Annotated in this window: 17 protein-coding genes; 5 read left to right on the top strand and 12 right to left on the bottom strand. The window is 66.5% G+C overall.

Annotated features, from left to right (window positions below):
* Positions 1–71: 71 nt before the first annotated feature.
* Positions 72–1,091 (top strand): MFS transporter, encoded by a 1,020-nt coding sequence (locus AC6LJW_RS27515; protein WP_498088788.1) that lies wholly within the window; start codon positions 72–74, stop codon positions 1,089–1,091.
* A 4-nt stretch (positions 1,092–1,095) separates the two neighbouring features.
* Here AC6LJW_RS27515 and AC6LJW_RS27510 read toward each other — a convergent pair whose 3' ends face one another.
* Both AC6LJW_RS27510 and AC6LJW_RS27505 read right to left on the bottom strand, forming a co-directional pair.
* On the bottom strand, positions 1,096–1,728 hold the full coding sequence (locus AC6LJW_RS27510) for an FMN-binding negative transcriptional regulator (protein ID WP_056563683.1): 633 nt from the start codon (positions 1,726–1,728) through the stop codon (positions 1,096–1,098).
* A gap of 135 nt (positions 1,729–1,863) precedes the next feature.
* Positions 1,864–2,058 carry a hypothetical protein gene (locus AC6LJW_RS27505; RefSeq protein ID WP_056563686.1) on the bottom strand — a complete coding sequence of 65 codons (195 nt, stop codon included), beginning with the start codon at positions 2,056–2,058 and terminating at the stop codon, positions 1,864–1,866.
* Between the two features lie 123 nt (positions 2,059–2,181).
* Here AC6LJW_RS27505 and AC6LJW_RS27500 point away from each other — a divergent pair, with 123 nt between their 5' ends.
* The 4 genes from AC6LJW_RS27500 to AC6LJW_RS27485 all read left to right on the top strand — a co-directional run bounded on the left by AC6LJW_RS27500 (position 2,182) and on the right by AC6LJW_RS27485 (position 4,419).
* Positions 2,182–2,448 carry a DUF3313 family protein gene (locus AC6LJW_RS27500; protein ID WP_498088787.1) on the top strand — a complete coding sequence of 89 codons (267 nt, stop codon included), beginning with the start codon at positions 2,182–2,184 and terminating at the stop codon, positions 2,446–2,448.
* 117 nt (positions 2,449–2,565) lie between these two features.
* Complete coding sequence (locus AC6LJW_RS27495; protein ID WP_200949380.1) at positions 2,566–2,733, top strand: hypothetical protein; 168 nt, start codon at positions 2,566–2,568, stop codon at positions 2,731–2,733.
* Positions 2,730–3,347 (top strand): YiiX family permuted papain-like enzyme, encoded by a 618-nt coding sequence (locus AC6LJW_RS27490; RefSeq protein ID WP_235512102.1) that lies wholly within the window; start codon positions 2,730–2,732, stop codon positions 3,345–3,347. Before AC6LJW_RS27495 ends, AC6LJW_RS27490 begins: the two co-directional genes overlap by 4 nt.
* A 37-nt stretch (positions 3,348–3,384) precedes the next feature.
* Positions 3,385–4,419 carry an Lnb N-terminal periplasmic domain-containing protein gene (locus AC6LJW_RS27485; RefSeq protein ID WP_498088786.1) on the top strand — a complete coding sequence of 345 codons (1,035 nt, stop codon included), beginning with the start codon at positions 3,385–3,387 and terminating at the stop codon, positions 4,417–4,419.
* Here AC6LJW_RS27485 and AC6LJW_RS27480 read toward each other — a convergent pair.
* The 10 genes from AC6LJW_RS27480 to AC6LJW_RS27435 form a co-directional block, all read right to left on the bottom strand.
* On the bottom strand, positions 4,373–5,764 hold the full coding sequence (locus AC6LJW_RS27480; RefSeq protein WP_498088785.1) for a metal-dependent hydrolase family protein: 1,392 nt from the start codon (positions 5,762–5,764) through the stop codon (positions 4,373–4,375). The genes AC6LJW_RS27485 and AC6LJW_RS27480 overlap by 47 nt on opposite strands.
* 30 nt (positions 5,765–5,794) lie before the next feature.
* On the bottom strand, positions 5,795–7,615 hold the full coding sequence (locus AC6LJW_RS27475; protein WP_056563692.1) for an SLC13 family permease: 1,821 nt from the start codon (positions 7,613–7,615) through the stop codon (positions 5,795–5,797).
* A gap of 25 nt (positions 7,616–7,640) precedes the next feature.
* A complete protein-coding gene (locus tag AC6LJW_RS27470) occupies positions 7,641–9,041 on the bottom strand; it encodes a basic amino acid/polyamine antiporter (RefSeq protein WP_056563694.1) in 1,401 nt (466 codons plus the stop codon).
* A 110-nt stretch (positions 9,042–9,151) separates the two neighbouring features.
* Positions 9,152–10,393: an arginine deiminase gene (gene arcA, locus AC6LJW_RS27465; protein ID WP_056563697.1), complete on the bottom strand. Its 1,242-nt coding sequence runs from the start codon at positions 10,391–10,393 to the stop codon at positions 9,152–9,154.
* A gap of 16 nt (positions 10,394–10,409) precedes the next feature.
* Positions 10,410–11,831 (bottom strand): basic amino acid/polyamine antiporter, encoded by a 1,422-nt coding sequence (locus AC6LJW_RS27460; RefSeq protein ID WP_056563700.1) that lies wholly within the window; start codon positions 11,829–11,831, stop codon positions 10,410–10,412.
* Between the two features lie 73 nt (positions 11,832–11,904).
* Positions 11,905–12,891: an AI-2E family transporter gene (locus tag AC6LJW_RS27455; RefSeq protein ID WP_056563704.1), complete on the bottom strand. Its 987-nt coding sequence runs from the start codon at positions 12,889–12,891 to the stop codon at positions 11,905–11,907.
* Complete coding sequence (locus tag AC6LJW_RS27450; RefSeq protein WP_498088784.1) at positions 12,888–14,378, bottom strand: alpha/beta hydrolase; 1,491 nt, start codon at positions 14,376–14,378, stop codon at positions 12,888–12,890. Before AC6LJW_RS27450 ends, AC6LJW_RS27455 begins: the two co-directional genes overlap by 4 nt.
* Positions 14,375–15,892 carry an efflux transporter outer membrane subunit gene (locus tag AC6LJW_RS27445; protein WP_427986180.1) on the bottom strand — a complete coding sequence of 506 codons (1,518 nt, stop codon included), beginning with the start codon at positions 15,890–15,892 and terminating at the stop codon, positions 14,375–14,377. Before AC6LJW_RS27445 ends, AC6LJW_RS27450 begins: the two co-directional genes overlap by 4 nt.
* Entirely contained in the window at positions 15,889–19,065 is a 3,177-nt protein-coding gene (locus AC6LJW_RS27440) for a multidrug efflux RND transporter permease subunit (RefSeq protein WP_056563707.1), read from the bottom strand. Before AC6LJW_RS27440 ends, AC6LJW_RS27445 begins: the two co-directional genes overlap by 4 nt.
* 11 nt (positions 19,066–19,076) lie before the next feature.
* A complete protein-coding gene (locus AC6LJW_RS27435) occupies positions 19,077–20,231 on the bottom strand; it encodes an efflux RND transporter periplasmic adaptor subunit (RefSeq protein WP_498088783.1) in 1,155 nt (384 codons plus the stop codon).
* Positions 20,232–20,401: the final 170 nt, after the last annotated feature.

Here is a 20,401-nt window from a genome sequence, read left to right as displayed (position 1 = left end):
CGCCGATCCACAGCGCTGCCTGCGCAAAGCCGGCCTGCGCAATCAGGAACACCCACAGCGGCTAAACGACGATGCCGCCCACGCTGGCGCTGGGTGTGGCGGGATGGGCGGTGGCGCAGGCGCCGTGGCAGCTTTATGGCGCAGCGGTGTTAAGCGGAATGGGCTGGGTGACGCTGGGCGCCGCGGCCGTCAACGCGCTGATCGCCCCCTGGTTCGTCCGCCGGCGCCCTGCCGCCCTGGGCATGGCGTACAACGGCGCCAGCGTGGGCGGCATCGTCTTTTCGCCGCTGTGGGTGTTCCTGATTGCGCAGGCCGGCTTTGCGCAGGCAGCGCTGTGGATCGGCGTGACGATGGTCGCCGTCATCGCCGTGCTGTCGCACAAGGTATTCAAGGTCACCCCGCAGCAGCTCGGCCAGGCGCCGGACGGTGATTCGTCGCCCGACGGAGAGCCGCCCTACCAATCTGCAATCGCCGCACCGCCCGCACCCGCGCTTGCGGCCAAGCTGCGCCGCGACCGGGCATTCGTGACGCTGGCCGCCGGCATGGCGCTGGGGCTGTTTGCCCAGATCGGTTTGATCGCTCACCTGCTGTCGCTGCTGGCGCCGCTATTGGGCGCGCAGACGGCAGGCCTGGCAATGGGACTGGCCACCGCCAGCGCCATCGCGGGCCGCTCGCTGGTCGGCTGGCTGATGCCGCCGGGGGCAGACCGCCGCAAGATTGCCTGCGTGGCGTATGCCGTGCAGATTGCCGGGTCGCTGGTGCTGATGCTGGCCGCCGACCATGCATGGGCGGTGTGGGCGGGCGTCGTGCTGTTCGGGTCGGGTATCGGCAACGCCACATCGCTGCCGCCCCTGATCGCGCAGACGGAGTTTGCCCGCGAGCAGGCGTCACGCGTCGTGCCGCTGATCGTCGCGCTGTCGCAAGGCGCTTATGCCTTTGCGCCCGCGGCGTTCGGCGCACTGCGTTCACTGCTGCAGCCATCCGGGTTGGCCCTGCCCAGCTTCCTGGCGGCGGCTGCCCTGCTGCAAGGTGCCGCCATCGTGTGCTTTGCGGTCGGCCGTGGCGCGCACGCGAAGCGCGGCGCGCGCTGATGCCTCAGGCGCTCCCGCCACGCCGTGCGACCAGACCGGCCATGACCGCATCGCCGCGTTCGCTGACCAGGCCTTCGGCCACGCCCTCGCGATCCGCCGCGTTGCGGTTCTGGCTGACCTTCCACTTGCCTTCGATGCGGGCAATGGGAATCTCGATGCCGACAATGGCGCGCATCTGCGCCGCGATGAAGTCGGCGGGCGCCTCGTCCACGCGCCACGGCTGGACGCGCGCTTTCTCCTGGCTGTCGGTCAGCGCCTCGAGCTGGGCACGCAGCCAGGCCGGATCATCCTGGATCACCGGTGTGCCCCACACGTGCACGGCCACGAAGTTCCAGGTCGGCACGACTTTGTGCGTTTCAGCCTTGGTCGCGTACCAGGACGGCGTGATGTAGGCCTGCGCGCCATGAAAGGCGACCAGGCATTCGCGCCCCGCGGCCAGCTCGGCAAGCTGCGGATTGGCGCGCGCCACGTGCAGGCGCAGGACGCCGTGCGGGCCGTCGGGATAGAGCAGACAGGGGATGTGATTGGCCATCAGCCCGCCCTCCCCGCTGGTGAAGACGACCCCTAGCGGGTGGGCGCGGATGAACTCGTGCTGGATGTCCAGCGAATCTTCGCGGAAGGCGGACGGCAGATACATGATGGCGGCGCAGGGAAAAGGTAGGAAAGCGACAACATACCGCGCACGTGGCACCACTGAAAGAGCCACACAATCAGCCTTTCATGGAGCCATGCCCATGGCGCGCCGCCCAACGCCGGTCAGGCCGTTCGGGCGCTATCGTCGGGATCGCTCATAGGCGGCGTTCATGTGCTCGCGCGCCTCGGTCTCATGCGCAAAGGCGCGGTCGTAGTTTTCCAGGCAACCGGGCGTGGGACTGGGCCACTGGATCGCGGCGATTGCGTCGGTCAGTTCGTCACGTGCCCGCTGCCATTCCTTGACCGCGGCATACCATTCGTTGGCGGTGTCCATAGAGTTTCCCCCCTTCTATGTGCACCCACCCATCGTAGCGCTGGCCGGGTCCGGCACGACAGCGTTTTCGCATGGCCAGAAGAATGATGTGGCGGCCGCATCTGGGTATGGCCGGGCGAGTACGTGCCGATCGGTTATGTGCTGGGCCAGACCGCCAAGGCAGCAGGCCTGCGCGACCAATCCGCGCGGCTGCTGATCGAAGCCTCCGCGCGTGATGCCACCACCAATCAATTGCTGATCGCATCGTTGGGCGCGGTCACGGGCAGCAACCTGCCGGAAAACCGCAAGCCCACCGCCGCCGACGTGCAAAGCGCCATCGACGATTGGGCGCGCCGGGTCCGCGAGCAGTTCGACCGCATCTGGGTCACGGAAATACCTAAGACCCAATGACGCGCGGCGGACATTTTTCGCCTTCATATCACGATGTGATGAATATTGACGTCAACCCTCACTTACTCAGGGCCACCGGCTAATGCTACTGTTCCGCCTGTGCAAGGAGTACATGCAATGGATCAGAAAACGAAGCCCTGGGCATTTCCCAAACCCCACCCTGAAAACACGCCACGCGGCGAACGCAACAAACAAGAGTTCGACACGCCGCCCAAGGAAGAAAAACCCGCGGCCAAGCCGCGCGCAAAAAAGCAGACACCTGCGGCCGGACGGGCTCGCTCGTGAGGCTGGCAACAACGGTCTGTGCGGCCGCGCTGACGACGCTGTCCGCGCTCTCCATGGCGGCCGCCGCGGCGCCCGACATCCAGACCGGCGACATGGTGTTCCAGCAATCCCGGTCGGCGCAAAGCCTGGCCATCCAGCAAGCCACACATTCGCCCTACAGCCACATGGGCATGATCGTGACGCGCCAAGGCCAGCCCTACGTGCTTGAGGCCGCGGCACGCGTCAGCTACACCCCCCTCTCCCAATGGGCCGCGCAAGGCGAGCGCGGCCATTACGTGGTCAAGCGGCTGCGCGACACGTCGCTGCTGACGCCCGACGCGCGCGATCGGCTGGCGAAGGCCGGCGCCGCCTACGTCGGCAAGCCCTACGATCTGGTGTTCGCCTGGTCGGACGATCAGATCTACTGCTCCGAACTGGTGTGGAAGATCTATCAGCGCGTGCTGGACGTGAAGGTGGGCGCGCTGGCGCCGCTGAAGAGCTTCGATCTGACATCGCCAGCCGTGCAGGCCAAGATGCGGGAACGCTACGGCAAGAACATCCCGTGGGAAGAACCCATCATCTCCCCGGCCGCCATGTTCGAATCCGACCGACTGGTCACGGTCGGCACCTTCTGATTGCAGTGCGCGGCGCTACCGCCGCCCAAGGAGCGCAATGACGGCTTCCATCCTGTTGGGCATCGCCATTGCGCTGGAAGCGGGCTGGGGTGCGCTGGCGTTATGGATCCGCGCGCCGCTTTCATCGGTGTGGAAGCTCGTCGCGATGCTGGCATGGGTGCTGTTGGCGTTGGCCGCCCTCGCCGGGCTGGTGTGGCCGCGCTGGTGGCCCGGCCTGATTCTGCATGGCGCGGCGCTGGCCGTTCTGCTGGGCTGGTGGCTGCGCATCCGTCCGTCCAACGACCGCCCCTGGATTGCCGAGGTCGCCCGCCAAACCCATGGCGACGTCGATGGCAGCACCGTCACGCTGCACAACGTGCGCAACTTCGACTGGCGCTCGCGCACCGACTTCACGCCCCGCTGGGAAACCCGCCGCTATGCGCTGGAAACCCTGCAATCCGTGGACGTCGCCCTGTCGTACTGGGGCCATCCCGCCATCGCCCACGCACTGGTGTCGTTCGGCTTCGGCGACGACGATCACGTGGTGTTCTCGGTGGAAATCCGCCGCAAGCAGGGCGACCGGTTTTCCGAGATCGGCGGCTTCTTCAAGCAGTACGAGCTGAGCGTGATCGCGGCGGCTGAAGCAGACTGCCTGCGCGTGCGCACGAACGTCCGGGGCGAGGACGGCTACCTGTACCGCATCCACATGCCCAAGGGCGCGCCGCGCGAACTCTTTCTTGCCTACGTGGACGCCGCCAACCGGCTGCGCGCCTCGCCGCGCTTCTATCACACGCTGACCGCCAATTGCACGTCGATCGTGTTCCAGATGGCGCGGCGCATTGTGCCCGGACTGCCGATGGACTACCGCCAGCTTTTATCGGGTTACCTGCCGGAGTACCTGTACAAGCTCAATGCGCTGCGCGGGGCGGACAGCACCGGCGAATACCGGCGCCGGGGCCGCTACACGGACCGCGCCCGCGCCACCGCCGATCCCGCCGATTACTCGCGCAACATCCGGCGCGGCGTGCCGGGCATCGACCAGGAACTCAGCGAGCCGGCACTGCATCCTTGTAGATCACCCCGTCCTTCATGATGATCAGGAAGTTCTTGTCCGGATCGCCGATCAGCTTGATGTCCTGAATCGGGTCGCCATCGACCAGCAGCAGGTCGGCCAGCGCGCCTTCGCGCACGACGCCCAGGTCGCCGCGATAGGGATTGCGCTTGCCTGACAGTTTCAGCAGCTCCGCGTTCGTGCCGGTTGCCATGATGAGCGTCTGCGCGGGGGTGTACCACCGCGTCAGGCTTGCCAGGATCCTGCCCTGCTGCTCGGCCAGCTGGCTTGAAAACAGGATGTCCGTGCCGAACGCGGTCTTGAGCTTGTGCTTGATCGCCAACTGGTAGGTCCGATCGGTGCCCGCAAAGACCTCCTGCGCCTTTAGCCATTGGTCCGACCCGCGCGGAAAGGCGTCGGCCAGTTCGTCCGGAAAGGGCTGCGTGCTCAGCCACACGCCGGCGCGCGCCATCAGCTGCGCCGTTTCCTCGTCCATCATGCTGCCGTGCTCGATGCTCTGCACGCCCGCCTTGATGGCGCGCTGGATGGCCGTGGGCGTGTAGGCGTGCACCGCGACGTAGGTGCCCCAGTCCGTCGCGGCTTCCACGGCCGCGCGCAGCTCGTGTTCGGTGAACGTCACGACGTCCAGCGGGCTGTGCGGCGACGACACGCCGCCGCCGCCCGTCAGCTTGATCTGCGTCGCGCCTTGCATGAGCTGTTCGCGCGTGCGCAGGCGCACTTCGTCGGGGCTGTCGGCAATGGTGCTGTCGCCCGCCAGGTCGTGCCGCGACGCCGGCGCGCCCTGGGTGCGCGGCAGGTCCGCCATCGAGCGGAAATCGCCATGCCCGCTGGTCACGCTGATCATCGCGCCCGACGGATAGATGCGCGGGCCCGGGATCACGCCCTGGTCCACCGCCAGCTTCAGGCTGAAGGCCGAGCCGCCCAGGTCGCGCACCGTGGTGAAGCCGCGCATCAGCGTCTTCCGCGCCTCGACGCCCGCGACGATGTTGAGATACGTGGGGTCCTGCGTCATTGCCACCGCAATCGGCACGCCCACGAACATGCTGTGCCAGTGCATGTCGATCAGCCCCGGCATCATCGTGCGGCCGCCGCCGTCGATGACGCGCGCGCCGTCAGCGGCAATCTTGTCCCTCGACACTTTCTCGATGACGTTGCCGTGGACCAGCACGCTGCTTGCGGGGCTCAGATCGCCCGACAGGCCATCGAAGACGCGCACGTTTTCAAACAGGATCCGCGAATCCGGCGCGGCCTGCGCGGTCGGCGGCGGCGCGCCATTCGGCGCCGCGGGCAGGCCATGGGAATGCGCCAGCGAAGCGCCAAGAATCAGCGATGCGGCCGTGATTGCAATGCCAGTCCTGACAAACATGATCGAACCTCTGGGTGGGGTCATCCGCCCTCAGGACGGAAACAGGATCGGAATCAGCGTCACGCTGACCACCAGGGAAAACAAGGCCAGCGGCGTCCCGATCTTCAGGTAATCGGCAAATCCGAAGCCGCCCGCCACGCTGACCAGCGCATTGGAGGGCGTGGACACCGGCGACATGAACGCCGCAGACGACGCGATGGCCACCGTCATCGCAAACGCATAGGGCGAGGCGTGCAGGCTTTCGGCGATGCTGATCGCAACTGGGCCCATCAGCACGGCGGTGGCCGTGCCGGAAACCACCACGCCCAGCGTCACCGTCGCCACGAACACCAGCGCCAACTGCCCGTAGATGCCCCAATCGCCCGAATAGTGCAGCAGGAACTGTGCGGCGAGATCCACGCCGCCGCTGCGCTTGAGCGCCAACGCAAACGGCAGCATGCCCACGATCAGGATCAGGGCCCGCCAGTTGATCGACCGGTACGCCACGTCCAGCGTCACGCAGCCGAAGAGGCCCATCATCAGGGCGCCGATCAGCCCCGCCATCACGTTGGGCACCCAGTCGGTCAGCATCAGGAACACCACCGTCGCCAGCGAGAACAGCGCGTGGATGGCGCGATTGGCAACCGGCACCAGCGAATCGGCTTCGACCGGCATCGCCAGACTGACCAGATCGTGCTCTTCCGCCTGCAGGGAAAAGATGCCCGCCCACGGCCCGACCACCAGCAGCGTGTCGCCCACGCGCATCTTCACGTCCGGCAGGTCGCGCTTGGCCTCCTTGCCGCGCCACAGCCCGACGACGAAGAGCCCATGCCGCGCCAGCACCACGGAGTCGCGCGCGTTCGCGCCGTCCAGCCGCGACTCCGAGGGGATGATGACCTCGACCATGCCCACGTCGCGGGCCTGGTCCGTGAAGTACACGCCGGACATCGCCAGCCGCTTCAGGTGATGCCGGCCGCAAAAGCCGTCGATATCGAAGCCCTCTGAATCCATGTCGAGCAGCAGGATGTCGCCCGCCTCCAGCACGTCGTCCGCCGTCGGGCGCATGACGGCCCGCGCAAACCGCGTGTTGCGCTCGATCGCGATGACGAACGCCGCCTTGCCAAGTTCGCCCGCCCACAGCCCGAGCCGGCGTCCCACGAGGTCGGAATCGTCCTGCACGACCAGGCGGCATGCCCGGTTCTGCAGGGAATACTTGGTGGCCCAGTCGCCCAGGCTGGGCCGGTTCAAGGCGCGCGGCCCCTGCCCTGCGTCGATCAGCTTGCGCGCAAACAACATGTAGGCAATGCCGCCCGCCAGCACGACGACGCCGATCGGTGTGAAGTCGAAGAAGCCGAATCCCTCATAGCCCGCATAGCCCAGCGCGCTGTTGAGCACCAGGTTGGGCGTGGTCGCCACCAGCGTCAGCATGCCGCTGATGGCCGCCGCCGTGCCCATCGGCATCAAGATCCGCCGGGCAGCCATGCCGGATTTGCGTGCGATCCGCAGCACGATGGGGATGAAGATGGCGACCACGGCCGTGGAGCTCATCACGGCGCCCATCGACCCCACCGCCCCCATCACCAGCAGCACCAGCCAGCCCTCGCTCTTGCCGCCGTGCCGCAGCAACAGATCGCCCACGGCCTGCGCGACGCCGGTGCGGACAAGCCCCTCTCCAACCACGAACAGGCATGCGATCAGGATGATGGCGGGGTTCGAAAAGCCATCCAGCGCCTCGCGGTAGGTCACCGTGCCGCTCAGCGGCAGCAGCAGCATGACCAGCAGCGCCACGGCGTCCGAACGGGGCCGTCCGATGACGAACAGCACGACCGCCGCGCAAAGGATGGTAAGGACAATCGCCAGTTCGCTGCTCATTGCCGTGCTGCCCTTTTCCTGTCGGTTAGAACGCCCTGTTGCCCGTGCTTATCGCCCACACGCCGATGCCGCAGGACACCAGCACGATCAGCAGGATCGGCCACTCGTACGGCGCGAAGATGTTGCCGCGCTGCTCCCGGCGCGAAATCAGGAAGAGGATGGTGCCGGGCGCGTAGATGACGCACGAGAGGACGAAGTACCGGAAGCCGCCCGCATACACCAGCCCCGCCGCATAGACCGTGGCCACCACCGCCAGCCCCAGTTCGATCTTGCGCCGCCGGCTCCAGCCATCATAGGTTTCGCCGCGCAGCGCCAGCATCAGGCCGAACGCCGCCACGAAGAAGTACGGAATCAGGCTCATCGAACTGGCCATGTTCTTCAGGAGCACGAACGTGTCCTCGGTGAAGAGCGTGACGATCAGAAAGAGCTGCACGATGCCATTGCTGAGCCAGAGCGCCGCCGCGGGCACGCCATGGCGGTTCTCTCGCGCCAGGACCGACGGCATGATGCCTGCGCCCGCCGCGGCGCGCAGCACTTCCGCGGCCAGCAAAATCCACGCCAGGTAGGCGCCCGCCACCGACACCATCAGTCCCACACTGACCAGCATGCTGCCCCACGGTCCGACCACCGCCCGCAGCACGCCCGCCATCGAAGGATTACGCAGCGACGCCAGTTCCGCGCGCGGCAGCACCCCATACGACAGCATCGTCACCAGCACCAGCAGCGCCAACACCAGCAGGAATCCCACAATGGTGGCCACCGCCACGTCCTCGCGGCGCTTGGCGTAACGGGAGTAAACGCTGGCGCCCTCCACCCCCAGGAACACGAACACCGTGACCAGCATCGTGTTGCGCACTTGCTCGAAGAGACTGCCCTTGCCCTCGCCGCTGAGCCCTTCGGCAATGTTTGCGCGCAGCACATCCAGATCCACGGCAAAGGCGGCGAAGGCGATGAAGATGGCGATCGGCACCACCTTGGCGATGGTGACGATCGTGTTCATGCCCGCGGCTTGCCGGATGCCCCGCAGGATCAGGAAATGGGTGGACCACAGCAGCACCGACGACACGAGCACGGCCGACACGGTATCGCCGTCGCCGAAGAACGGCAGCACGGCGCCCAGCGTCCCCTTGAAGATGACGAAGTAACTGACGTTGCCCAGGCAGGCGGCCGTCCAGTAGCCCAGCGCCGCCAGAAAGCCCAGGTACAGGCCGAATCCAGCCTTGGCATACGCGAAGATGCCCGCGTCCAGGTCGGGACGCCGGCGCGACAGGAACTGGAAGACCATGGCCAGCGTCAACATGCCCGTGCCCGCAATGGCCCAGGCCACCAGGCCGCCCACCGGACCGGTATTGCGCGCAAAGACGCTGGGCAGCGAAAAGATCCCCGCCCCCACCATCGACCCCACCACCATGGCGGCCAGCGCCATGCGAGAAAGTTTGGCAGTTTCCCCGCTCACGTTCTTCTCCTGAAAGCGATCCGCTGGTTGCGCGCCCGCGCGGCCGCCCCCGCGGGGACGGCCACGCGCGGCCGTGTCCGCTAGGCGGGATCCCGCGAGATCGGGCACGTCATGCAGTGCCCGCCGCCGCGGCCCCGGCCCAGTTCGGCGCCGACGAAGGTGATGACCTCGACACCCGCCTTGCGCAGCAGCGTGTTGGTGTAGACGTTGCGGTCATACGCCAGCACGACCCCGGGCGAGATGCAGACCAGGTTGGCGCCGCTGTCCCACTGGGTGCGTTCGCGCACATAGGCGTTGCCGCCGGTCTCGACGACACGCATCTTCTTGACGCCCAGCGCCTCGCCGATCACGTCCACCAGCGACCCCTTGTCCTTGTGCAGCTCCAGCGACCCCGGGGCGCTGCCCGGCCGGTACGAGAAGGCCTGGACGTTGTTGACGATGTCCGGGTACATCAGCACGCAATCGCGGTCCGCGAAGGTCAGCACGGTGTCCAGATGCATGGCCGCGCGCAGCTTCGGCATGGCCGCCACGATCACCCGGTCCGCCGCCTCCTTGGCGAACAGGCTGGCCGCGAGCTGGCTGATGGCCTGGCGCGAGGTGCGCTCGCTCATCCCGATCATCACCGTGCGGTTGCCGATGGGCATGACATCGCCCCCTTCCAGCGTGGCCAGCCCGTGATCCGCCGTGGGGTCGCCCCACCAGACGTTCACCTTGCCGGCAAAGCGTGGATGGAACTTGTAGATCGACGACGTGAGGATCGTCTCTTCGTGCCGCGCCGGCCAATAAAGCGGATTGAGCGTGACGCCGCCGTAGATCCAGCAGGTGGTGTCGCGCGTGTACAGCGTGTTGGGCAGCGGCGGCAACAGGTATTCCGTGACGCCGGCGGCCTCCTTGATGAGCATGAGCTGTTCGCCGCCGATCGACTCGGGAAACTCCTCGGTCGACAGCCCGCCGATCAGCGTCTCTGCCAGCTTGCGCGCGGGCAAGCCATCCAGGTAGCTGCGGATCTCGTCCAGCAGGCCCAGGCCAACCTGGTTCGCCACGACCTGGTTGTCCAGGATCCACTTCTTCGCTTCGGGAATAGCGACCGTTTCGGCCAGCAGGTTGTGCATTTCCACGACGTCCACGCCCCGGTCCCGCATCTTCGTCATGAAGTCGAAATGGTCGCGCTTCGCGTTGTCGACCCACATGACATCGTCAAACAGCAGTTGATCGCAATTGGAGGGCGTCAATCTCTCGTGGGCGCGTCCCGGCGCGCAGACCATCACCGTGCGCAATTGCCCGACTTCTGAATGGACTCCAAATTCCTCGGTATCAGCCATGACTAGCTCCCAGACGTTAGATGGCAATCCAGCCGTAGACGAGGCCGACAATGGCGGCCACGGCTCCGACGCATGCCACGATGAAAACGACCAACTCCCAACCGGTGAAGAATTTCCGGCCCTGCTCGCGCCGGGCCCAGAAGTACAGGACCGACCCGGGCGCATACAACAGCGCCGACAGCAGCAGGAACTTCAGGCCGCCGGCAAAGATCATGAAGAGGGTGTAGACGGCCGCGATGCTGGCAAGCGTCAGATCCCGCTTCTGGTGCTTGCCGCCGACATAGGTTTCGCCGCGCTTGGCGAGCTGCCAGCCGAATCCCGCCACCAGCAGATAGGGAATCAGCGACATCGCGCTGGTCAGGCTCAGCATCAGCGAGAAGGCGTCGCGCGACCAGTACGTGCTGATGACGAAAAGCTGCACGATGATGTTGGTCACCCACAGCGCCACGACCGGCACGCCATTCTTGTTTTCGCGGGCGAACGCGCGCGGCATGTCTTCGTTCTTGGAAGCCGCGTGCATCACCTCGGCGCAGATCAGCGACCAGGCCAGGTATGCTCCCAGCACCGAGATCAAGAGACCCACGCTGACGAACACCGCGCCCCACGGCCCGACCACCGACTCCAGCACCCCGGCCATGGACGGCTGGCGCAGCGCGGCGATGTCGCTCTGCTGCATGGCGGCATAGGGCAGCAGCGAGACCAGCACCATCAGCAGCAGCGCCGTCACAAAGCCGATCAGCGTGGCCACCCCCACGTGCGAGCGCTGGGACGCAAAGCGCGAGTACACGCTGGCGCCCTCGATGCCGAGAAAGACGAAGACGGTCACCAGCATGGTTCGCCGCACCTGCTCGAACAGGCCGTAGCCGCTCATCTCGCCCCAGAAATTGATGCGGAAGAGGTCAAGCTTGAACGCCACGAACAGCACGATGATGAACACCACGATCGGGATGATCTTGGCCACCGTCACCACGGCGTTGATGAATGCGGCCTGCTGCACCCCGCGCAGGATCATGAAGTGGAACAGCCAGATCCCCACGGACGCCACGGCGATGGCGATGACCGTGTTGCCGTCCCCGAAGATGGGAAAGAAGGCGCCCAGCGTGGATTTGATCAGCACCCAGTACGACACGTTGCCGATGCAGCTTCCGATCCAGTAGCCGAACGCGGACAGAAAGCCGAGGTAGTCGCCAAACCCGGCCTTGGCGTAGGCGAAGACGCCTGCGTCAAGGTCGGGCTTGCGCTCGGCCAGCGACTGGAACACGCGCGCCAGCGTGTACATGCCGGCGCCCGCGATGATCCACGCGATGACGGCCCCGACCACGCCCGTCGCCCCGCCAAAGGTTCTGGGCAGCGAAAAGATCCCGGCGCCGATCATCGACCCTACCACCATGCCCGTCAGGGCAAGCAATCCAAGCTTCTTGGGAGTACTGCTTTCCATCATGCACCTCCAATATTGAGCAAAGACGTGAGCAGGTCGGCCGCCTTCCCGGATGCTGCCCGGGCGAGGCGGCTCAGCCGCGCGTGACGCGCAAACTGCGGCCGGCGCCGTACACCGTGGTCATCGTGATAAGAAGGGGCACGCCGATGAACGTGCCCGGTATGCCCCACACCAACCCCCAGAAAAACACCGCAAACATCACCATCAGCGGCGACAGCGAAAACGCGCTGCCGGCAAGACGCGGCTCCAGATAGCAGCCGTAGACGATCTGGATGCAGTTCAAGACGACGAGCACCAGAATGCTCGTCTGCAGCGATCCGTATTGCACGAACGCGAAGAACGCCGGAAACACTGTCGCCACCAGCGGTCCGAGAAACGGGATGTAGTTCAGCAGGAACGCGAGTCCGCCCCAGGCTGTCGCCAGTTCCAGTCCGGCGTAGATCGCGAACAGCCAGACCGTCACCCCGGTCAGCACGCTGGCGATCGTGCGGATCACCATGTACCAGCGCAGCTTGCTCGCCACCTCGCGCGCGACCGCCAGCCACCGCTTTGCCCTTGCCTCGCCCAACAGGCGCGTCAGCCGGCCGGGTGCCTCGTCCAATTCGAACAGCCCGAGCGCAATGAAGACAAAGGCGATGAAGATCATCCCCAGCATGCTGTTGATCCGCAGCGCCACCTCCTGGATCGCCCGCACCAGCCATGACACGTTGAAGCTGTCCTGGAACATCTGGATCGCCATCGCGCCATGTGGATGCAGGGTCTCGGTCTCCAGCGTGAACAGGCGCTGGAAGCGGGCGGCGTTGGCCATGACCCACTGCGCGACCAGGCTGAAACCCCAGGCCGCCAGCGACAGGAACACCACCGACACGACCAGCGTCACCACCAGCGCCAGGATCGCGGCGAGCGGCGCGGGCATTCTGCGGCCGAGGTACTGGCGCAGCGGCGCGACCAGGCAGATCACAAACAGTGCGAACGTCAACGGCACGAACACGGGGCTGGCCAGGTACAGGAGGCCCAGCAGCAGGATGGCGAAGATGCCGGACAGTGCGAAGGACATCATCTTGGTATCACCCCATCAACGCGCTTGACCAGATAGGCATAGAACGGATTGGAAGTCAGCCGGGTCAGCGTATCCATGCCGATCACGAAAGCCCCGACCTCGCCGCGCATGGACATCGCGCCCAGGCTGATGCCGAATTCCTCGATGTTGTCCGGGTGCGTGCCGTACAGCGCGTCGTCGGTCGGAAACGGCAACGCCACGTGCGACAGCGAATAGACCTCGCGCGGGTAGTCCATGCCAATGGCGCGTTCCACGACCGCGGTGGCGTTTGGCTCGATGACGCGCTCGATCATGGCGCTGGACGTGGGGCTGGCGTTGGTGACAAGCGTCAGGCGGTAGTTGCGCTTTTCTCCGGGCAGCGTGCCCGCCATCTGCCAGGCCACACCGCGGCGGAACAGCGGCCCGAGCTTGGTGGCGCGGTTCAGGTCGAACAGCACCAGGTCGCTGCCGTTGGCGGGCAGGCGCGCGTACAGGGCATTGATCAGCGCGCGCGTGCTGACCGTGAAGTCCAGCACCGAATGAAACGTGATGATGGGCGGCAGCCGTTCGAGGCCGCCGGATCGCTGCTGCGCGCCCAGCCGGTCCTGCAGCGTCTGCGTCAGCTCGAACGACTGGCGGGCCGCGTGGACGGGGAACGAGTTGTACTTGAAGGGGTTGAACTCCGGCACGATGCTTAGCCACGCCGCCTTCGCGAACGCGGGCAGGATCGCGGGCAGACCGGCCACGCCCGCAAAGCGCGCGAACGACGTGATGCCGACCATCGGCGAGAGCAGCACCAGGCGGTCGGGTTTGTCGAGCTCGGGATTGTCCAGCGCGTCCAGCGTGTGCATCAGCGCCAGCGCCCCGCCGTTGGAAAAGCCCACCATGTGCAGCGGCTTGGGCGCGGGCACCCGGCGGCGCGCTTCACGGACCGCCAGGCGCGTTGCCGCCGCCCAGTCCTCCCAGTGCGCGTCCGTCAGCCCGCCCGGCACCGTGCCGTGGCCCGGCATCCGGATGGCGATCGCCACGTAACCGACGGACTGGTAATGCGCGGCGACGTGGCGCAGGCTGTAAGGCGAGTCCGTCAGGCCATGCAGCAGCACGGCCACGCCCTGCGGTTCGCCGGGCGGCATCAGGACGAATGACCGGTTCCAGTCGTGCGCGAAATGCTCGGGGTACACCTTGGCGTCCGCGAAATAGCGGTTGCTGTCCACCTTGTCCTCGGGCAGCAGCTTGTCGCCCACGTTCTGCCGGACCAGCGCGAATAGCGCGTCCTCGTGCGCCAGGTAGTCGTCCCAGGAGCTGCGGTCCAGGCGTTCGGCGTCGAGTTCTTGCGGCACGTACGTGTGCCAGGCGGCCAGCGGGGGGCCCTGCTGGATGTCGTAAAGGCGCACGCCCATGAGCGTGACGACGACCAGCACCGCGAGACCAGCAATGATGAACACGGCCTTCCGAAGCCTGCGCCACCACAGGCGCTGGCCGGTGCTGACGGGCTTGCCGGCGTTCACTGGGGGGCTCCTACGCCGGGTGGCGGAACGGGGGTCGAGGTGGCCGGCGCTTCAACAGCCGGCGCCACCCCAGCCGGCGGCGATCCCGCCATCACCACCTCCGGCTGCTCATCCCCGCCGCCCAGCGCCACATACAGCGACACCCCGTTCTGAAGCTGCGAGGCCCGCAGCGTCAGCATCTGCTGCTCCGCGTTGAACAGGCCACGGCGCGCGTCGACGACTTCGAGGTAGATCGAGATGCCGTTCATGTAGCGAAGCTCGGCGGTCTCGGCCAGCCGGCGCTGCGCCTGGATCGCCGTTTCCTGCGCGGTCACCTGCTCCCGGAAGCGCTTGCGGTTCTCCAGCGCGGTGGCCACCTCGCTGAACGCCGTCTGCACCGTCTTGCGGTAGTTGGCGATGAGTTCATCGCGCTGCGCCGTGGCCAGGTCCACCGCCGCACGCCGCTGCCCGTAGTCGAAGATCGGCCAACCGATCCCCGCGCCGATGTTCCAGATCTGGCTGGGCGAGGAAAATAGGTCGGACAGCTCGGTGGATGCATAGCCCAGCGAACCGGTCAGCGCGATGCGCGGAAACAAAGCCGCGCGCGCGGCGCCGATGTTGGCGTTGGCGCTGCGCAGGCGGTTTTCCGCCTGACGGATGTCGGGTCTTACGATCAACAGCGACGACGGCAAGCCAGGGCTCAGCGCATCGAACTGCCCCGCCGCCTCGATGGGCTGGCCGCCGCTCATCTCCCGCTGCAGGTCTTCACCCACCAGCACCCACAACCGGTTCCAGTGCGCCGCCGTGGCGCGCTGCCACTCCGCAAGCTGGGTCTGCGCCTGCGTCAGCAAAATGGCCGACTGCTCGAAGTCCACCAGCGACGTCACGCCCGCGTCCAGCCGGTCCTTCGCGACGCCCAGCGCATAGCTGCGCGTGTCCACCGTGCGCTGCGCCAGCGAGATGCCCTCCTCACCGGCCCGGGCGTCGTAATAGGTCGAGGCCACGTTCGCGATCAGTGACAGGCGGAAGGCACGCCGACCTTCGACAGTCGCCAGGTATTGCTGCAGCGCCGACGCAGTCATGTTGCGCACGCGTCCCCAGAAATCCAGCTCGAAGGACGAGACCATTACCTGGGCGCTGAACTGGTTGAACTGCACCGTCTGCCGCGAGCCCGCCAGTGCCGGGTCCAGCACGGCAAGCGGCTGCTGGTTGCGCGACGCTGCCGCGCCGGCGTCCAATTGCGGCAACTGGTTGGCGCGTTCGATGCGGTAGAAGGCACGCGCCTGCTCGATCCGGGCAGTCGCGGCGGCCAGATCCTGGTTCAGTTCCAGCGACCGGGCGATCAGGCGCTTGAGTTGCGCATCGCCAAAGAACTGCTCCCACGTCACGTCCTGCGCCGCCACGGCGTCCGGCGGGACTTCGCCGGGAAACTCCGCAGGCGTCGCGACTTCTGGCTGGCGGTGCTCTGGCGCGAAGTTGCAGGCGGACAGCCCCCAGCCCATCAGCGCCACGATGGCAATGCGCGCCGGCCTCATGGGTTTTCTCCCCGCTCTTCGGCCTTGGCTGGAACGCTGGCTGCCGGCTTGTCTTTATTCTTGCGCGGTCCCGACCAGCGCCGCGCAACCATGTAGAACAGCGGCGTGAAGAACACACCGAACAGCGTGGCGGTCAGCATGCTGCCCATCACGCTGGTGCCCACCGCCTGCCGGCTGGCCGCGCCCGCGCCGGTGGCCAGCACCAGTGGCAGCATGCCCAGCACGAAGGTGATGCTGGTCATGATGATGGGGCGCAGGCGCTGCCGGGCGGCATCGACCACAGCCTCCTTGCGGTCGCGCCCTTCCAATTCCTCTTTCAGCGCGAACTCCACGATCAGGATGCCGTTCTTGGCGGCCAGGCCGATGATCGTGACCAGCCCGATATTGAAATAGATGTCCGCCGACATGCCCCGCCCCAGCGTGAACGCGGCCGCGCCCAGAATGCCGAACGGCAGGATCAATAGCACGGACACCGGCACAGACCAGCTCTCGTACAGCGCCGACAGCAGCAGGAACACCACGATCAGCGACAGGCCCAGCAGCAGCGCCACCTGATTGCCCGCCTGCCGCTCCTCGTACGCGGTGCCGGTCCATTCGTAGGTGATGCCTTGCGGCAGGACGCGTCCGGCAATGGCCTCCATCTCGGCCAGCGCCACACCGCTGGAGCGGCCGGCGGCCGCCTCGCCCGAGATCGTGATCGACGGAAAGCCGTTGTAGCGTTCCAACTGCTGCGGGCCGTCGATCCAGCGCATCCGCGAAAACGCGGAGAACGGCACCATCTCGCCCCGGTTGTTCGGCAGCTGCAAGGCGGCAATGTCCTGCGGCTGCATGCGCTGGTCGGCCTCAGCCTGGATGAACACCCGCTGCACCGAGCCGTCATGCAGGAAGTCGTTGACGTAATTCGACCCGAACGCCAGCGTCAGCGCCTGGTTGACCTGCGCCACCTGCAGGCCCAGCGCGCGGGCGTGGACACGATCGATCTCCACATACAGGCGCGGCCCCGGCGGCATGCCGTCCAGCCGCACGCCGGTCAGCACGGGGCTGGCCGCGGCGGCCGCGATCATTGCCGCGCCGGTGGCAGCCAGGCCCGCGCCGCCCTGCGCGGTGCGGTCCTGCACCTTCATCGAAAAACCCGACGCATTGCCCATCGACGGAATGGGCGGCGGATTCAGCGCGAAGATCATTGCCTGCGGAATCGACCGGAAAGCCAGATTGCTGCGCCCCACCAGCGCATCGACCGCCTCGCTGCGATCGGGGCGCTCGCTCCATGGGTGCAGGTCCACGAATGACAGCGCGGCCGTTTGCCCCTGCCCGAAGAAATTGAACCCGACCACGGACGCCACGTTGCGCACGGCCGGCAATTGCCGAAGCTGGCTTTCGGCCTGCTGCACGGCCGCCTCGGTCTGGTCGGCCGTGGTGCCAGGCGCGCCGGTGTACGACACGAAGAAGTAGCCCTGGTCTTCCAGCGGCAGGTAGCCGCCCGGCAGGCGCGAAAACAAAAAGATCGTCAGCCCGCAGACGCCCAGAAAGATCAGCATCCAGCGCAGCGGCCGCAGCAGCATGTGTTCCACCGCCCGCACATACTGCCGGGTCATCGCATCGAAGCCGCCGTTGAACTTGTCGAAGACCCACTGCTTGCCCTTCGAAATCCTGCCCTTGGGCGGCTGGCCGTCCGGCAGTTTGAGCAACGTGGCGCACAGGGCCGCGCCCAGCGACAGCGCCAGTACGGTCGACACGACGATGGCCACCGACAGCGTGATGGAGAACTGCCGGTAGATCGCGCCGCTGGACCCGGGGAACATCGCCATCGGCACGAACACCGCCACCAGCACCAGCGTGCTGGCGATGATCGGCCCCCACACCTGACCAACCGCCTTGCGCGTCGCGTCGGGCGCCGACAATTTTTCGTCCTGCATGATGCGCGCGACGTTTTCCGACACCACGATGGCGTCGTCGTTCAGCACCCCGATCGCCACCACCATGCCAAAGAGCGACAGCAGGTTGATGGACGCGCCAAAGAGAAACAGGCCCGCGCAGGTGCCGATCAGCGCGATCGGTACGATCAACGTGGGGATCAGCGTGCTGCGCCAGCTTTGCAGGAACAGGAACACCATCGCCGTGACCAGCAGCAGCGCCTCGACCATGGTGACCAGCACCGAGCTGATGGACGTGGTGATGAAGGGCGTGGTGTCGAACGGCACGGTCCAGCCGACGCCGACCGGAAACACGGGTTCCAGCTCCGCCATCCGCTGGCGCACCTGCCGCGCAACGTCCAGCGCATTGGCGTCGTTGGCAAGCTGGATGGCGATGCCGGCGGCCTCCTTGCCATTGACACTGAGCCGGAAGTTGTAGCTTTCGTTGCCCAGTTCCACCCGCGCCACGTCGCCAAGCCGCACCAGCGAGCCGTCGTTGTTGACCCGCAGGATGACCTGCCGGAACTGCTCGGGCGTGGAAAAGCGGCTCTGCGCCACGATCTGCGCGTTGAAGTCCGCGCCGCGCGCCAGCGGCAGGTCGCCGAGCGACCCGCCGATCGTCTGCGCGTTCTGCTCCTGCACCGCGCGCATCGCGTCGCTGGCCGACATCTGAAAGCTCGCCAGCTTGCGCTCGTCCAGCCAGATCCGCATGGCGTACGACGAGCCGAACAACTGCACGTCGCCCACGCCGCGGATGCGGCGCAGTTCGTTGAGGATGTTGTTGGACGCGAAATTGCCCATCTCGACGGCGCTGACGTTGCCGCTTTCCGACTGCAGCGCCAGCAGCATCAGGAAGCCGGAGGAGGCCTTGGTGACCGCCACGCCCAGCTGGCGGACTTCCTGCGGCAGCCGGGGTTCGACCCGGCTCAGGCGGTCCTGAACCTGACTGCGAGCCACGTCCAGGTCCGTGCCCGGCTGCAGTGTCACGGTGATCTGCGACGTGCCGTTGGCGCGGCTGACCGACGCCATGTACAGGAAGTTGTCGACCCCGTTCATCTCCTCTTCGATGATGGAGGTGACCGTGCGGTCGATGGTGGTGGTGTCGGCGCCCCGGAAGGTCGCCTGGATCGTGATCGAAGGCGGCGCGATGTTCGGGTACTGCTCCACCGGCAGCAGCACCACCGATATCAGCCCGAACAGCAAAAGGAACAACGCCACCACCCAGGCGAATACCGGCCGCAAGACGAAGAATGAGCCCATGACCGACTCCGCTAGGGTTTCGCGGCTTGCTGTTCGACCGGGTCCACCTGTTGGCCTGGCCTGATCTTGTGCCAGCCATCCACGACCACTTTCTCCCCTGGTTCAAGGCCGCTGCGCACCAGCCAGCTTCCTGAGATCTGCTCACCCACTTCGATCTGTCTGGGCACCGCCGTGTTGTCAGGCCCGATGACGAACACAGTGGCCGTGTCGCCGTTCAACCGCGCCGCCCGCGCGGGAATCAGAACGCCCTCCTGGCGCACGCCGACGAGGATCTGTCCGTTGACGAACTGGCCGGGCAGCAGTTCGCGCTGGGCGTTGTCGAAGCGCGCGCGGATGGTCTGCGCGCCGGTGGTCCGGTCCACACTCAGGTCCGCGAAATCCACGACGCCGGTCTCGCCGAACTCTCGGCCGTTGGCCAGCGTAAGCCGCACCGGAAATGTGTTGCCCGCCGTGGCCAGCGCGCCGGAGCGCGCGTAATCGGTCAGGTCCATGATGGCGGTGTTGGACTTGGTGAACGTGGCGCTGATCGGCGAAAGCTGGTTGACCTGCGCCAGCAGCGTGGCCGCCGACGCGCTGACCAGCGCACCTTCCGTGACCAGCGCGCGGCCCACGCGCCCGGCGATGGGCGCCCTGACCGTGCAGCGGTCCAGCCGCAACTGCGCAAGCGTGACCGCGGCCTGCGCGTCGGCGACATTGGCCTGCGCCTGGCCCAATGCGGCCAACGCCGCTTCGTACTCCTGCGCGCTGACCGCCTGGCGCTGCACCAGGGGCCGGAACCGGTCCGTGACCGAGCGCGCGTTTTTCTGCACGGCCTGCGCGCGTTGCAGCATCGCGTTGGCTTGCGCCAACTGCGCCTTGTAGTCGCTGGGGTCTATCTGGAACAGCGGGTCGCCGGCCTGCACGTCGCTGCCCTCGGTGTAGAGCAGCTTCTCGACGATGCCGTCCACGCGCGCCCGCACTTCGGCGGTGCGGATGGGCTCGATCCGCCCGGGCAGATCCACGTTCAGGTCGACCGGCTGGCGGCCAACGGTCATCACGAACACCTTCATCGGCGCGATAGTGACGGCCGCCGCGTCGTTCCGGTCACCACATCCCGCTAATACAAGCGTCCATGCACCCAAGGCATACAACATGACACGACGGACATTGCTGCTTACTTGCGTCATCCACAACTCCCAGGCGGTCGGACTCGGGGTCTTGCGCTGCCCTCACCCTGTGCCGGCGTGAAAGGCCCTGCTAAGTCAGCTTATGTGTGGGACAGCTTATGTGTGGGACAGCTTATGAGTGGGACAGCTTATGAGTGGCACAGCTTATGCGTGGACACCTTGCGGGGGGG

Source organism: Achromobacter sp. 1012554356, from assembly GCF_059760815.1.
Note: the sequence above shows the minus strand (reverse complement) of the source record. Positions and strands in the feature narration are given on the sequence as shown.

Bases quoted from the DNA above. Each gene is read 5' to 3' on its own strand.
- AC6LJW_RS27515 (WP_498088788.1), top strand. From the start codon at position 72: ATGCCGCCCACGCTGGCGCTGGGTGTGGCGGGATGGGCGGTGGCGCAG.
- AC6LJW_RS27510 (WP_056563683.1), bottom strand. From the start codon at position 1,728: ATGTATCTGCCGTCCGCCTTCCGCGAAGATTCGCTGGACATCCAGCAC.
- AC6LJW_RS27505 (WP_056563686.1), bottom strand. From the start codon at position 2,058: ATGGACACCGCCAACGAATGGTATGCCGCGGTCAAGGAATGGCAGCGG.
- AC6LJW_RS27495 (WP_200949380.1), top strand. From the start codon at position 2,566: ATGGATCAGAAAACGAAGCCCTGGGCATTTCCCAAACCCCACCCTGAA.
- AC6LJW_RS27485 (WP_498088786.1), top strand. From the start codon at position 3,385: ATGACGGCTTCCATCCTGTTGGGCATCGCCATTGCGCTGGAAGCGGGC.
- AC6LJW_RS27480 (WP_498088785.1), bottom strand. From the start codon at position 5,764: ATGTTTGTCAGGACTGGCATTGCAATCACGGCCGCATCGCTGATTCTT.
- AC6LJW_RS27475 (WP_056563692.1), bottom strand. From the start codon at position 7,615: ATGAGCAGCGAACTGGCGATTGTCCTTACCATCCTTTGCGCGGCGGTC.
- AC6LJW_RS27470 (WP_056563694.1), bottom strand. From the start codon at position 9,041: ATGGCGCTGGCCGCCATGGTGGTGGGGTCGATGGTGGGGGCGGGGATC.
- arcA (WP_056563697.1), bottom strand. From the start codon at position 10,393: ATGGCTGATACCGAGGAATTTGGAGTCCATTCAGAAGTCGGGCAATTG.
- AC6LJW_RS27460 (WP_056563700.1), bottom strand. From the start codon at position 11,831: ATGGAAAGCAGTACTCCCAAGAAGCTTGGATTGCTTGCCCTGACGGGC.
- AC6LJW_RS27455 (WP_056563704.1), bottom strand. From the start codon at position 12,891: ATGATGTCCTTCGCACTGTCCGGCATCTTCGCCATCCTGCTGCTGGGC.
- AC6LJW_RS27445 (WP_427986180.1), bottom strand. From the start codon at position 15,892: ATGAGGCCGGCGCGCATTGCCATCGTGGCGCTGATGGGCTGGGGGCTG.
- AC6LJW_RS27440 (WP_056563707.1), bottom strand. From the start codon at position 19,065: ATGGGCTCATTCTTCGTCTTGCGGCCGGTATTCGCCTGGGTGGTGGCG.
- AC6LJW_RS27435 (WP_498088783.1), bottom strand. From the start codon at position 20,231: ATGACGCAAGTAAGCAGCAATGTCCGTCGTGTCATGTTGTATGCCTTG.